General features: G+C 71.7%; 11 protein-coding genes. 7 read left to right on the forward strand and 4 right to left on the reverse strand.

The genetic code is table 11. From position 1 onward, the window contains the following. Positions 1-232 precede the first annotated feature (232 nt). Genes ACFV1W_RS26575 through ACFV1W_RS26585 form a run of 3 tightly spaced genes read left to right on the forward strand, consistent with a single transcriptional unit; the run spans position 233 to position 2061 of the window. Positions 233-460, forward strand: a complete 228-nt coding sequence (locus ACFV1W_RS26575; protein WP_380419754.1) for a helix-turn-helix domain-containing protein — start codon at positions 233-235, stop codon at positions 458-460. A gap of 3 nt (positions 461-463) precedes the next feature. Next, entirely contained in the window at positions 464-1750 is a 1287-nt protein-coding gene (locus ACFV1W_RS26580; RefSeq protein ID WP_380419755.1) for a tyrosine-type recombinase/integrase, read from the forward strand. A 44-nt stretch (positions 1751-1794) separates the two neighbouring features. Next, entirely contained in the window at positions 1795-2061 is a 267-nt protein-coding gene (locus ACFV1W_RS26585; RefSeq protein WP_380419756.1) for a hypothetical protein, read from the forward strand. A 123-nt stretch (positions 2062-2184) separates the two neighbouring features. On the opposite strand, the gene glnA is transcribed toward ACFV1W_RS26585, so the two are convergent. Beyond that, positions 2185-3546, reverse strand: a complete 1362-nt coding sequence (glnA, locus tag ACFV1W_RS26590; RefSeq protein WP_380419757.1) for a type I glutamate--ammonia ligase — start codon at positions 3544-3546, stop codon at positions 2185-2187. 176 nt (positions 3547-3722) lie between these two features. Between glnA and ACFV1W_RS26595 the strand changes: the two genes are divergently transcribed. Then, on the forward strand, positions 3723-5477 hold the full coding sequence (locus ACFV1W_RS26595) for an NAD+ synthase (protein ID WP_380419758.1): 1755 nt from the start codon (positions 3723-3725) through the stop codon (positions 5475-5477). A 22-nt stretch (positions 5478-5499) separates the two neighbouring features. On the opposite strand, the gene ACFV1W_RS26600 is transcribed toward ACFV1W_RS26595, so the two are convergent. The 3 genes from ACFV1W_RS26600 to ACFV1W_RS26610 form a co-directional block, all read right to left on the reverse strand. Beyond that, positions 5500-6543, reverse strand: coding sequence for an endonuclease/exonuclease/phosphatase family protein (locus ACFV1W_RS26600; protein WP_380419759.1), 1044 nt, complete (start codon positions 6541-6543; stop codon positions 5500-5502). A gap of 228 nt (positions 6544-6771) precedes the next feature. Continuing rightward, the gene (locus ACFV1W_RS26605) at positions 6772-7401 is read right to left on the reverse strand and encodes a TetR/AcrR family transcriptional regulator (RefSeq protein ID WP_380419760.1); all 630 of its coding nucleotides are present in this window, start codon (positions 7399-7401) and stop codon (positions 6772-6774) included. Between the two features lie 215 nt (positions 7402-7616). Next, a complete protein-coding gene (locus ACFV1W_RS26610; RefSeq protein ID WP_380419761.1) occupies positions 7617-9239 on the reverse strand; it encodes a DHA2 family efflux MFS transporter permease subunit in 1623 nt (540 codons plus the stop codon). Positions 9240-9516: 277 nt separating this feature from the next. Here ACFV1W_RS26610 and panB point away from each other — a divergent pair, with 277 nt between their 5' ends. The 3 genes from panB (at position 9517) to ACFV1W_RS26625 (ending at position 12382) form a co-directional block, all read left to right on the forward strand. Beyond that, positions 9517-10386 (forward strand): 3-methyl-2-oxobutanoate hydroxymethyltransferase, encoded by an 870-nt coding sequence (gene panB, locus ACFV1W_RS26615; RefSeq protein WP_380419762.1) that lies wholly within the window; start codon positions 9517-9519, stop codon positions 10384-10386. Between the two features lie 146 nt (positions 10387-10532). Then, positions 10533-11558, forward strand: coding sequence for an ATP-binding cassette domain-containing protein (locus ACFV1W_RS26620; protein ID WP_380419763.1), 1026 nt, complete (start codon positions 10533-10535; stop codon positions 11556-11558). After that, the gene (locus tag ACFV1W_RS26625) at positions 11555-12382 is read left to right on the forward strand and encodes an ABC transporter permease (protein ID WP_380419764.1); all 828 of its coding nucleotides are present in this window, start codon (positions 11555-11557) and stop codon (positions 12380-12382) included. The genes ACFV1W_RS26620 and ACFV1W_RS26625 overlap by 4 nt, the downstream gene beginning before the upstream one ends. The last annotated feature ends 126 nt before the right edge of the window (positions 12383-12508 follow it).

Below are 12508 nucleotides of genomic sequence, written 5' to 3' on the forward strand. Positions count from 1 at the left end.
CTGACCAGCCAAAACGCGCCGTCACCGCTCGACTGGGATGGACCGGGCTATCAGGCAAAACCATACTACCCCTGACATCCCTGACAATCCCTGACGCCCTGCCAGGAGCCAAAACCGCAGGTCAGCGATTTTCCCTGACATCCCTGACACTTTCCGGCCCCAACCCCCATCCACGCACAGGGGCCATCACGCACCGCAACCACCATCCGTACCCGCAGACGGAGGCTTCGCCATGCCCTCGAAGGGCCGCAGCACGGGCACCGACTCGAACATCCGCCCCCTGCCGACCAGCTACCTCGAACCCCAGGACATCGCCGAGCTGTTCAAGGTCCCACTGGAGACCGTCTACCAGTGGCGCCGCAAGCGCACCGGCCCGCCCGGATTCCGCGTCGGCCGCCACCTCCGCTACCACCCCGACGCCGTCGCCCAGTGGGCGCAGAGCCAGGAAGAGGCCGCCTGACCCATGGCCGGACACATCCAGGACCGCTGGTACAAGACCGAGACCGGCCCCGACGGCAAGCAGCGCCGCGTCCGTACCGAGCGCTACGGCATCGGCCTGCGCTACCGGGCCCGCTACGTCGGGCCCGACGGCACCGAGAAGAGCAAGAGCTTCCCCGACCGCCAGAAGCGCCAGGCGGACGAGTGGCTGGCCCGGATCGAGGCCGACATGTCCCGCGGCCAGTACGTCGACCCGAAGGCCGCCCGCACCACCTTCAAGCAGTTCGCCGAGAAGTGGCTGGAGTCGCAGAACACCGACCTGAACACTCGCGCTTCCGTGCACGCGCAGATCCGGCGGCACGCGATCCCCTACCTGGGCCCCCGCCCGATGGACTCGTTCCGCCCGTCGCACATCCGGGAGTGGCTGGCCGAGCTGGAGAAGGCGGTCCCGGCTTCCTCCTACCGTCGGGTCATCTTCGGGAACGTCTCCGGCATCTTCACCGCCGCCGTGGAGGACGAGCTGCGGACCACGAACCCGTGCCGCTCCCGGTCGGTCACCGCACCCGGCCGGGCCCCGGGCAGGGTGCGGCCGTGGACGCCCGACCGCGTCGCCGCAGTGCGGGCCGGGCTGCCGGAGCGCTACCAGGCCATGAACGACGCCGGCGGGGGCTGCGGGCTGCGGCAGGGCGAGATCTTCGGTCTCCCCGTGGACGAGATCGGGTTCGACACGGGGTGGCTCCACGTCGGCTACCAGGTGAAGGACATCGGCGGGCGCCTGGTGTTTGCGCCGCCGAAGCGCGGCAAGGTACGGGACGTGCCACTCCCGGAGCAGGTCGGGCATGTCTTCAAGGCCCACATGGAGGCGTTCCCGCCGGTGGAGGTCACGCTGCCGTGGCTGACCCCGGACGGGCCCCCGGTGACGAAACTGCTGCTGTTCTCGCGGGAGGAGGGCGGTCCCGTCCGGCGGAGCGACTTCAACACGTACGCGTGGAAGCCCGCGCTGGTCTCGGCCGGGGTCATCCCGCCACCCGAGAAGGGCAAGCGGCACCAGGCGTCCCGGGAGGACGGCATGCACGCCCTTCGGCACTTCTACGCGTCCGTCCTGCTGGACGCCGGCGAAAGCGTGAAGGCGCTGAGCGGGTACCTCGGGCACACCGACCCGGGTTTCACGCTCCGGGTCTACACGCACCTGATGCCGAGCAGCGACGGCCGCACCCGCCGGGCCGTCGACAAGCTCTACGAAGCCCTCGGATGGGCCGCTCCGCTGCCTGGCGGCCCTCAGTCACCCTCTGGCCTCGGAATGGACGGGTGAGAAAGGATGAGCCACTCAGCGGCAGACAGCCGGAGGAGGGGGCCGTGAAGGGGTTGTTCCGGAAGTGGGCCGGAGGGGGCCAGAAGTTCGAGCCGCCAGCAGAGCTGGTGGCCGAGGCTGCCCGCCAACCTGGCGGATGGGTGTACGAGATCGACGCCGACATGACCGCGGACCCCAACGGCGAGGTGCCACCCGAGGCCATCATGGGGGCCTGGAAGGTCGACGATCACGGGCGGCTGACCGGGGAGTACGAGGCGAATCCGAAGTACTCCGGGTCGGGCGGACGGGGCGAGCAGACGCCCCGGGGCTGACACCCGGTCGCGAGCCTGACGGCCCACAGACGGCCCACAGGGACCGCGAAAGGCTCCGGGCTGGTGGCACACCGCCGCCGGCCCGGAGCCTTCGTTCGTCCGGCCTACCCCTCTGGCCTGCGGTTACAGCACCTGGAGGTTCTTGCGCAGCTCGAACGGGGTGACCTCGGAGCGGTACTCCTCCCACTCCTGGCGCTTGTTGCGCAGGAAGAAGTCGAAGACGTGCTCGCCCAGGGTCTCGGCGACCAGTTCGCTGCGCTGCATCAGGTCGATGGCCTCGCCGAGGTTCTGCGGCATCGGCTGGATGCCGAGGGCTCGGCGCTCGGAGTCGGACAGGGCCCACACGTCGTCGTCGGCGCCGGGCGGGAGCTCGTAGCCCTCCTCGATGCCCTTGAGGCCGGCCGCGAGGGTGACGGCGTAGGCGAGGTACGGGTTGCAGCCGGTGTCCAGGGAGCGGACCTCGATCCGGGTGGAGCCCTGCTTGCCCGGCTTGTACATCGGCACCCGGATCAGCGCCGAGCGGTTGTTGTGGCCCCAGCAGATGTACGAGGGGGCCTCGCCGCCGGCGCCGGCGGTGCGCTGGGAGCCGCCCCAGATGCGCTTGTAGGAGTTCACCCACTGGTTGGTGACGGCGGCCGTCTCGGCGGCGTGCCGCAGCAGGCCGGCGATGAACGATCTGCCGACCTTGGACAGCTGGTACTCGGCGCCGGACTCGTGGAAGGCGTTGCGGTCGCCCTCGAACAGCGAGACGTGGGTGTGCATGCCGCTGCCGGGGTGCTCGGAGAACGGCTTGGGCATGAAGCTCGCGTGCACGCCCTGCTCCAGCGCGACCTCCTTCATGACCAGCCGGAAGGTCATGATGTTGTCGGCGGTGGACAGCGCGTCGGCGTAGCGCAGGTCGATCTCCTGCTGACCGGGAGCGCCCTCGTGGTGCGAGAACTCGACCGAGATGCCCATCGACTCCAGCATGGTGATCGCCTGGCGGCGGAAGTCGTGGCCCACCCCGCGCGGGGTGTGGTCGAAGTAGCCGGACTGGTCGGCGGGGATCGGCGCCGTGCCGTCGCCGGGCAGGTTCTTCAGCAGGAAGAACTCGATCTCGGGGTGGGTGTAGAAGGTGAAGCCCAGGTCGGAGGCCTTCTCCAGGGTCCGCTTGAGCACGAACCGGGGGTCGGCGTAGGAGGGCGAGCCGTCCGGCATCAGGATGTCGCAGAACATCCGCGCGGTGCCCGGAGTCTCGGAGCGCCACGGCAGGATCTGGAAGGTGGTCGGATCCGGCTTGGCGATCATGTCCGACTCGTACACCCGGGCGAATCCCTCGATCGCCGAGCCGTCGAACCCGATGCCCTCCTCGAAGGCCTGCTCCAACTCGGCCGGCGCCACCGCGACCGACTTCAGGAACCCGAGCACATCGGTGAACCACAGCCGGACGAACCGGATGTCACGCTCTTCGAGCGTCCGAAGCACGAACTGCTGCTGCTTGCCCATGGGGACAGTCTCACCTCTGCTCTTTACGCTCGTGTTACGCCCGGGAGGCTCCCGAGAGACCCCCGCGGAGCGACTGCCCCCATCATGGCCGATCACCGGGCGCCGCGGCAGGGCCGACCCCCCTGGGGCTCGCCCTCGCAGGACATTGCGTCAGTTAGACGATTACACTGCGAGGCATGCCCAATCTCCGTGTCGCCCTGTGCCAGATCGACCCCTGGGTCGGTGACCTCGCCCGCAACGGCGACGAAGTGGTGCGCTGGACGAAGCAGGCCGTGGAGGCCGGCGCCCAGCTGGTCGCGTTCCCCGAGATGGTCCTGACCGGCTACCCGGTCGAGGACCTCGCGCTGCGCCGCTCCTTCGTCGAGGCCTCGCGCGGCGCCCTGGTCGAGCTGGCCGGCCGGCTGGCCGACGACGGGCTGGGCGGGGTGCCGGTGGTGGTCGGCTACCTCGGGCGCTCCGAGCACGCCTCGCCGCGCTTCGGTCGGCCCGCCGGGTCGCCGCAGAACTGCGCCGCCGTGCTGTACCGGGGCGAGGTGGTGAACCGCTTCGCCAAGCACCACCTGCCCAACTACGGCGTCTTCGACGAGTTCCGCTGGTTCCTCCCCGGCGACCAGCTGCCGGTGCTGCGGCTGCACGGGGTGGACGTCGCGCTGGCCATCTGCGAGGACATCTGGCAGGACGGCGGGCGGGTCACCGCCGCCCGGGAGGCCGGGGCCGGGCTGCTGGTGGTGGTCAACGGCTCGCCGTACGAGCGGAACAAGGACGACCAGCGGCTGGAGCTGGTGCGGCGCCGGGCGGCCGAGGCGGGCTGCGCCCTGGCGTACGTCAACATGGTCGGCGGCCAGGACGAGCTGGTCTTCGACGGCGACTCGATCGTGGTCGACGCGGACGGCCGGGTCCTGGCCCGCTCCCCGCAGTTCGAGGAGCACCTGCTGGTGCTGGACCTCGACCTGCCGGCCGCGAGCAGCGACCACACCGACGGCCTGCTGCTGAGCGACGGGCTGCGCCTGGTCCGTACCGAGCTGGGTGACGAACCGTCACCGCCGCCCGCCGACAGGCGCACCGCCGAGATCGCGCCGCGGCTGTCCGACGAGGCGGAGATCTGGGCCGCGCTGGTCTCCGGCACCCGGGCGTACGTGGTCAAGAACGGCTTCAGGTCGGTGCTGATCGGCCTCTCCGGCGGCATCGACTCTGCGCTGGTGGCCGCGATCGCGGTGGACGCGGTCGGCGCCGGGAACGTGCACTGCGTCTCGATGCCGAGCCGCTACTCCTCCCAGCACTCCCGGGACGACGCGGCCGAACTGGCCCGCCGCACCGGGCTGCACTTCCGGACCGTCTCCATCGCCCCGATGTTCGACGCCTACCTGGGCGCCACCGAACTGACCGGCCTGGCCGAGGAGAACCTGCAGTCCCGGCTGCGGGGGACCCTGCTGATGGCGATCTCCAACCAGGAGGGGCACATCGTGCTCGCGCCCGGCAACAAGAGCGAGCTGGCGGTCGGCTACTCGACCCTGTACGGCGACTCGGTGGGCGCGTACGGCCCGATCAAGGACGTCTACAAGTCGCTGGTCTTCCGCCTCGCCCGCTGGCGCAACGAGGAGGCCGAGCGGCGCGGCGAGGTGCCGCCGATCCCGGAGAACACCATCAGCAAGCCGCCGTCCGCCGAGCTGCGGCCGGACCAGGTGGACACCGACTCGCTGCCGGACTACGACCTGCTGGACAGCGTGCTGGCCCGCTACATCGAGGGCGACGAGGGCCGGGACGCGATCGTCGCCGCCGGCTTCGACCCGGCGGTGGTGGACCGGGTGGTCCGGCTGGTCGACACCGCCGAGTACAAGCGGCGCCAGTACCCGCCGGGCCCGAAGATCTCGGTGAAGAACTTCGGCCGGGACCGCCGCCTGCCGATCACCAACCGCTGGCGGCGCGGCTAGGGCGTGTCCGACGGTTCCCGCCTCACTGGAACCGGTAGGTGGCGGCCACCGCGAGGTGGTCGCTGCCGTCCCGGGGCAGGGTGCGGGAGTCCACGGGCTTGAGCCCGCCCTTGCTCATGATCTGGTCGATCCGCGCCATCGGGAACGCCGAGGGCCAGCTGAAGCCGAAGCCGTCCCCGGCGGCGCCCTGGGCCGAGCGCATCTGCGAGGTGACCGGTGCCAGGCTGCGGTCGTTCATGGTGCCGTTGAGGTCGCCGAGCAGCAGGACCTTCTTCACCGGCTCGGCCTGGATCGCGTCGCCGAGCGCCTGCGCGCTGACGTCCCGCTGGTGGACGGTGAAGCCGCTCTCGGCCTTGAGCCGGACGGACGGCAGGTGCGCGACGTACACCGCGACCGGGCCCTGCGGAGTGGCGACCCGGGCGCGGAAGGCCCTGGTCCAGCCGATCTTCAGGTCCACCGGGGAGACGTCGCTGATCGGGTACTTCGACCAGAGCCCGACCGTCCCCTCGACCGTGTGGTACGGGTACGTCCCGGCGAGCCCGGTCTCGTACGAGCGCAGCTGGTTGCCGGCCAGCTCCTGCAGGGCGACGATCTGGGCGTCGGCGGCGACCAGACCGCGGACGGTGCCGGCCACGTCGGTGTTGGCGGCGGCGACGTTGTGGGTGACCACCGTCCAGTCGCCCTTGCCGCCGCTCTTGTCGGACACCAGCCCGCCGAACAGGTTGACCCACAGCACCGCGGGCACCAGCAGGGCGAGCAGCGCGGTGGCGGAGCGACGCAGCAGCGCGGGCACCAGCAGCACCGGGACGGCCAGGCCGACCCAGGGCAGGAAGGTCTCCAGCAGGCTGCCGAGGTTGCCGACGCTGTTCGGCATCCGGGCGTGGAAGGCCAGCAGCACGGCGGCGAGCAGGGCCAGCAGGGCGATCACCAGTCCGCGCCGCCAGGTGCTGCCGCCGCGGGCGTCCCGGCCCCAGTTCCGCAGACCGAGGAAGCCGCCGGGCGGGGCGGCGGGCGTGTCCGCACCCCCGGGGACCGTGGTCCGCTCGGTGCTTTCCGCCTGCGCCATGCGTGGCTCCCGTCGCTCGTGCCGTCGCCGGTCCGGTGTCCGGTCCGTGGAGGGTACGGGCGCGGCGCCGGACTGGTGCCGGTTTGATCGGATACCCGGCTCAGCCTATGCCGGGACAGACGCACGTCCCCGGGAGCGGGTTCCGGCGTGGCCCGGTTTGGTGAGCCAGGCCACGCCGGGCACGAAGCATGCGCTCCGGCGCGCGGCGGGAGTCCGGAAGGCGGGCCGCTAGCGGGGCGCGACGCCGTCGAGGACGGAGTCGACCAGCTTGCGGGACAGTTCCGGGTCCTCCAGGTCGGAGTCCTCCGACAGGATGCTGCGGTAGAGGATCGGCCCCATCAGCAGGTCGCCGAGCAGTTCCACGTCGAGGTCGTCGCGGATCACGCCCTCGGCGACGGCCCGCCGGATCAGGTGCAGCCCGACCTCCCGGCGCGGCCCGATCACCCGCTCCCGGTAGGCGGTGTACAGCTCGGGCAGGGTCTGCATCTGTCCGAGCGCGGCCTTGAGCACCCAGCGGGTGCGCTTGGCGAGGCCGCGGCGGCGGATGTAGTCGACCATCGCGATCAGGTCCTCGCGGGCGCCGCCGCCGGTGGGGGCCGGGATCGGCTCCTCCAGTCGGCTGACGACGTCGACCAGCAGGGCCTCCTTGTTGGGCCAGCGCCGGTAGATGGTGGCCTTGCCGACGCCGGCAGCGGTGGCGATGCCCTCGATGGTGAGCTCGGACAGCGTGTTGCCGTCCGCCATCAGGTCCTCGACGGCGGTGAAGATGGCCTGCTCGGCGGCCTCGCTGCGGGGCCGGCCGCGGCGTACCGCCGCGCAGGGCTGCCCGGTGTCGGCGCTCGGCGTGTCCGTCCTCATCCCGGCTGTCTCTCCCTCGCTGGGTCCCGGGCCCGCGGGCGCCGTGGTGTGTCGGTCGGTCCGGTCCACGGGCGGGATCGCCCCCGCCCTGGGCCGAGGCCCTGCCGACCGGACGCACCGGTCGGCAGGGCCATTGTCGCTCAGGCGACTCGCAGGTCGGTCGACCCGCTGGTCAGCCGCCCGTGGGCGGCCTCCGCGGGTCAGGCCTCCGCGGGTCAGGCCTCCGCGGTCGCGGCCTCCCGCGCCCGGTCCTGCTGCTCGGGCGCCCGGCCACCGGGGCCGCCCGGGCCCGCCGGGGCCGCGGCACGGCGCGGCAGCAGGAACCAGGCGACCAGCGCGCCGACCAGCGAGATGCCCACGGAGAGCGAGGCCACCACGTGCATGGCGTGGATGAAGGCGTCGTTCGCCGGGGCGACCAGCGCCTTGCCCGCGCCGTTCGGGAGCCGGTCGGCGATGGCCAGGGTGGCCTCCAACGACTCGCCCGCCTTGTCGCGCAGCCCCTCGGGCAGGTGGGTGAGGGTGTCGGACATCCCGTCGCGGTAGACGGTGGAGAGCACCGCGCCGAGCACCGCGACCCCGAGCGAGCCGCCGACCTGGCGGAAGGTGTTGTTGACGGCCGAGCCGGCGCCGGCCTTCTCGCGGGGCAGCGAACCCATGATCGCGACGGTGACCGGCGGCATGACGTGCGCCATGCCCGTACCCATCACCAGGCCGAGCACGATCAGCACCCAGATCGGGGTGGTGGCGGTCAGCACGGTGTAGCCGACGAAACCGAGCGCGACCAGCACCATGCCGCCCGCGGCGGTGGCGGCGACGCCGAGGCGCTCGACCACCAGCCGGGCCCGCGGGGCGAACAGCAGCTGGGCGACGGCCAGCGGCAGCATCAGCAGACCGGCCTGGAGCGCGCTGTAGCCGCGCACGCTCTGGATGTAGAAGACGCCGAAGAAGGAGACGCCCATCAGCGCGAAGAAGATCACGCCGACCACGACCACGGAGGCGCTGAACACCTTGTTGCGGAACCAGGTGACGTCCAGCGCGGGGAACGGGATGCGGCGCTCGTAGAGGACGAAGGCGGCCAGGGCGACCACGCCGAGCAGAGTCGGCCCCCAGGCCGCGAAGGCGGTGAAGTCGGCCAGCTCGCCGCCCTTGATGATGCCGTAGATCAGCGCGACCAGGCCGACGATCGACAGCAGCACGCCGACCGGGTCGAGCGCGCCCGGGTTGGGGTCCTTGGACTCGGGCACCAGGATCGCCATCGCGATCACCGCGACGATCACGATCGGGACGTTGATCAGGAAGACCGAGCCCCACCAGAAGTGCTCGATCAGCAGGCCGCCGGTGATCGGGCCGATGGCGATGGCCAGGCCGACCGCGCCGGCCCAGATGCCGATCGCCTTGGGCTGCTCCTCGCGCTCGAAGACGTTCATGATGATCGCCAGCGTGGCGGGCATCGCGAGCGCGGCGCCGACGCCCATCAGGCCGCGGTAGCCGATGAGTTCACCCGGCGAGCCGGACATCGAGGACAGCAGCGAGGCGACGCCGAAGACCACCATGCCGGTCAGCAGCGCGAGCTTGCGACCGAAGCGGTCGCCGAGCAGGCCCGAGGTGAAGAGCAGCCCGGCGAACACCAGGGTGTAGGAGTTGATCGCCCACTCCAGGTCGCTCTGGGTGGCGCCCAGTCCGACCGGGGCGGGGGTCGCGATGGTCTTCATCGCGACGTTGAGGATCGAGTTGTCGAGCACGACGACGAGCAGGGCGAGCACCAGGGTGCACAGGATCGCCCAGCGCCTGCGGTGGATGGCTTCCGGCACACGGGGTGGCGCGGCTGCGGTGGTCATTGGTCTTCCCGTCCGTGTTGGCGTGGCACTGGCGGGCATTTGCGAGTCGCGGACGTCTCGTAACCCCCCGGAACAGAGTAGCGCGCAATACGATACGAGACGAGTCCGTTTCGTAAAAATGCGGCAAAGCCCGGCGTCGCGCCGGGGCCGGTGTGGCATGGATCGCACCCCGCCGACGGCACCCCTCTTTCCGCTCACGCCGGGGCGTGCAAGCATGGAGGTGATCCGGGGACGCCGTACGGCGCCACGAGACGACAACCCTTCAGGAGTCCGTTCGATGAACGCTTCTTCGCCTTCGCCTGCCCACAACCAGGCGGCGAACGCCACCCTCTACGGCGGGGTCACCAACCGCCGCGTCACCGTCCGCGACCTCGCCGCCGCCAAGCGGCGCGGCGAGAAGTGGGCGATGCTCACCGCCTACGACGCCCTCACCGCGGGCGTGTTCGACGAGGCCGGGATCCCCGTCCTGCTGGTCGGCGACTCGGCCGGCAACTGCCACCTCGGCTACGAGACCACCGTGCCGGTGACCATGGATCAGATGGTGATGCTCTCCGCCGCCGTCGTCCGCGGCACCCAGCGCGCCATGATCGTCGCCGACCTGCCCTTCGGCTCCTACCAGGAGTCGCCCGCGCAGGCCATGCACAACGCGGCCCGGCTGATGAAGGAGGCCGGGGTCGGCGCGGTCAAGCTGGAGGGCGGCGAGCGCAGCGCCCGCTCGATCGAGCTGCTGGTCGAGGCCGGCATCCCGGTGATGGCCCACATCGGCCTCACCCCGCAGTCGGTGCACGCCTTCGGCGGCTACCCGGTCCAGGGCCGCGGCGACGAGGCGGCCCACCAGCTGCTGCGCGACGCCAAGGCCGTGCAGCAGGCCGGCGCCTTCTCGGTGGTGCTGGAGGCCGTCCCGGCCGAGCTGGCCGCCCAGGTGACCGAGCAGCTGGCGATCCCGACAGTCGGCATCGGCGGCGGTCCGGAGACCGACGCCCAGGTGCTGGTCTGGACCGACATGGCGGGCATGACGGCCGGCCGGGTGCCCAAGTTCGTCAAGAAGTACGCCGACCTGCGCGGCGTCCTCGGCGAGGCCGCCCGCGAGTTCGCGGCCGACGTACGCACCGGCGCCTTCCCGGCCGCGGAGCACAGCTTCCACTGACGCTCCGGCCCGAGTGAGCCGACAGCGGCCCCGTTCCCCGGTGGGAGCGGGGCCGCTGTCATGCCCGGACGGGCGGTGACAGCGGGCTGACAGCGGTGGCGGGCGCGCGACAGGGGGCTGACAGGCGGGGCGGACAACCTGGAGGCATGACAGGAATCGCCACCGCCCCGAACACGCGGGGAACAGCCGGGAACGCCGTCGAGGTGCACGGCATCGTCAAGCACTACGGCACCACCAGGGCCCTCGACGGCGTCGACCTCACCGTCCGCGAGGGAACCGTCCTCGCCCTGCTGGGCCCCAACGGCGCCGGCAAGACAACGCTGGTCCGCGTCCTCTCCACGCTGATCAAGCCGGACGCCGGCAGCGCGTTCGTCGGCGGCTACGACGTCCTGCGCCAGCCCAAGCAGCTGCGCCGCACCATCGGCCTGACCGGCCAGTACGCCTCCGTGGACGAGCTGCTGTCCGGCTACGAGAACCTCTACCTGATCGGCAGGCTGCTCGACCTCTCCAGCCGCGAGGCCAAGGCCCGCGCCGCCGAGCTGCTGGAGCGCTTCTCGCTCACCGAGGCCGCCAAGCGGACCGCCAAGACCTACTCGGGCGGCATGCGCCGCCGCCTCGACCTGGCCGCCAGCATGATGGGCCGCCCCCGGGTGCTCTACCTGGACGAGCCCACCACCGGCCTGGACCCGCGCACCCGCAACGAGGTCTGGGACGAGGTGCAGCGGATGGTCGCCGAGGGCAGCACCGTGCTGCTGACCACCCAGTACATGGAGGAGGCCGAGCAGCTCGCCGACGAGCTGACCGTCATCGACCGGGGCAAGGTGATCGCCAACGGCGGCGTCGCCGAACTCAAGGCCAGGGTCGGCGGCCAGATCCTCCAGGTCCGCCCGGCCCACCCGGCCGAACTGCCGGAGATGGCCCGCTGCCTGCACGAGAGCGGGATCACCTCCGCCACCGCCTCCCCCGACGACGGCCTGCTCGCGGTGCCGCTCGTCGACCAGGAGCAGCTCACCACCGTGATCGGGGTCCTCGGCGGACGGGGCTTCGCGATCGCCGGCATCGACACCAAGGTGCCCAGCCTGGACGAGGTCTTCCTCGCCATCACCGGCAAGCCCGCCACCGGCCCGACCACCGCCCCCGCCGCCGCCCTCGTCAAGGAGCCCGTCGCATGACCACCGCCACGCTCACCCCCGCCCGGGCCGGCGCCGGGACCGACGACACCCGGATCGGCCTGGCCGGCTCCCTGCGCCACATCGGCGCGCTGACCCGCCGGAACCTGATGCGGATCAAGGCCGACCCGGAGTCGATGTTCGACGCCGTGCTGATGCCGATCGTCTTCACCGTGCTGTTCGTCTACGTCTTCGGCGGCGCCATGATGGGCGGGGACCAGGACAAGTACAAGCAGTTCATGATCCCCGGCCTGCTCGGACAGACCGGCATGACGCTGGCACTGGCCGTCGGCACCGGCCTGAACAGCGACTTCCAGACCGGCGTGATGGACCGGTTCCGCACCCTGCCGATCGGCCGGGCCTCCGTCCTGCTGTCGAAGATCGTCGCCGAGACCATGCGCGCCGTGCTGTCCTCCGCGATCCTGCTGACCTTCGCCTTCATCCTCGGCTTCGAGCTGAAGACCGGCGTCCTGGAGCTGCTGGCCGCGGTCGGCCTGTCGCTGGTGTTCGGCATGTCGATCACCTGGATCTCGATGCTGCTGGGCATGTCGATGAAGAGCGCCCAGGCCGTCCAGGGCGTCTCCATGCTGGTCCTGATGCCGATGCAGTTCGGCAGCTCGATCTTCGCGCCGACCAGCACCATGCCGGGCTGGCTGCAGGCCTTCACCAAGGTCAACCCGCTGTCCGCGCTGGCCGACGCCTCCCGCGCGCTGCTCAACGGCGAGGGGGCGGTGGCCCACCCGGTGATGATCGTGCTGATCTGGTCCGCCGCCTCGACCGCGATCTTCGCCCCGCTCGCGGTGGCCCGCTTCCGCAAGCGGACCTGAGCGAGCCGGGGCGGGGCCGGCCGACGGCCAGGGACAGGACGTCGGCCGGTGGGGGGGGCGGGCGGGCGGGGGGCGCGGGGGCGGGGCCGCCCCGCCCCCCCCCCCCCGGCAGCCCGCGGCGCGGCC

The sequence above is a fragment of the Kitasatospora sp. NPDC059648 genome (assembly GCF_042734825.1).
GTDB lineage: Bacteria > Actinomycetota > Actinomycetes > Streptomycetales > Streptomycetaceae > Kitasatospora.

Bases quoted from the DNA above. Each gene is read 5' to 3' on its own strand.
- ACFV1W_RS26575 (WP_380419754.1), top strand. From the start codon at position 233: ATGCCCTCGAAGGGCCGCAGCACGGGCACCGACTCGAACATCCGCCCC.
- ACFV1W_RS26580 (WP_380419755.1), top strand. From the start codon at position 464: ATGGCCGGACACATCCAGGACCGCTGGTACAAGACCGAGACCGGCCCC.
- glnA (WP_380419757.1), bottom strand. From the start codon at position 3,546: ATGGGCAAGCAGCAGCAGTTCGTGCTTCGGACGCTCGAAGAGCGTGAC.
- ACFV1W_RS26595 (WP_380419758.1), top strand. From the start codon at position 3,723: ATGCCCAATCTCCGTGTCGCCCTGTGCCAGATCGACCCCTGGGTCGGT.
- ACFV1W_RS26600 (WP_380419759.1), bottom strand. From the start codon at position 6,543: ATGGCGCAGGCGGAAAGCACCGAGCGGACCACGGTCCCCGGGGGTGCG.
- ACFV1W_RS26605 (WP_380419760.1), bottom strand. From the start codon at position 7,401: ATGAGGACGGACACGCCGAGCGCCGACACCGGGCAGCCCTGCGCGGCG.
- ACFV1W_RS26610 (WP_380419761.1), bottom strand. From the start codon at position 9,239: ATGACCACCGCAGCCGCGCCACCCCGTGTGCCGGAAGCCATCCACCGC.
- panB (WP_380419762.1), top strand. From the start codon at position 9,517: ATGAACGCTTCTTCGCCTTCGCCTGCCCACAACCAGGCGGCGAACGCC.
- ACFV1W_RS26620 (WP_380419763.1), top strand. From the start codon at position 10,533: ATGACAGGAATCGCCACCGCCCCGAACACGCGGGGAACAGCCGGGAAC.
- ACFV1W_RS26625 (WP_380419764.1), top strand. From the start codon at position 11,555: ATGACCACCGCCACGCTCACCCCCGCCCGGGCCGGCGCCGGGACCGAC.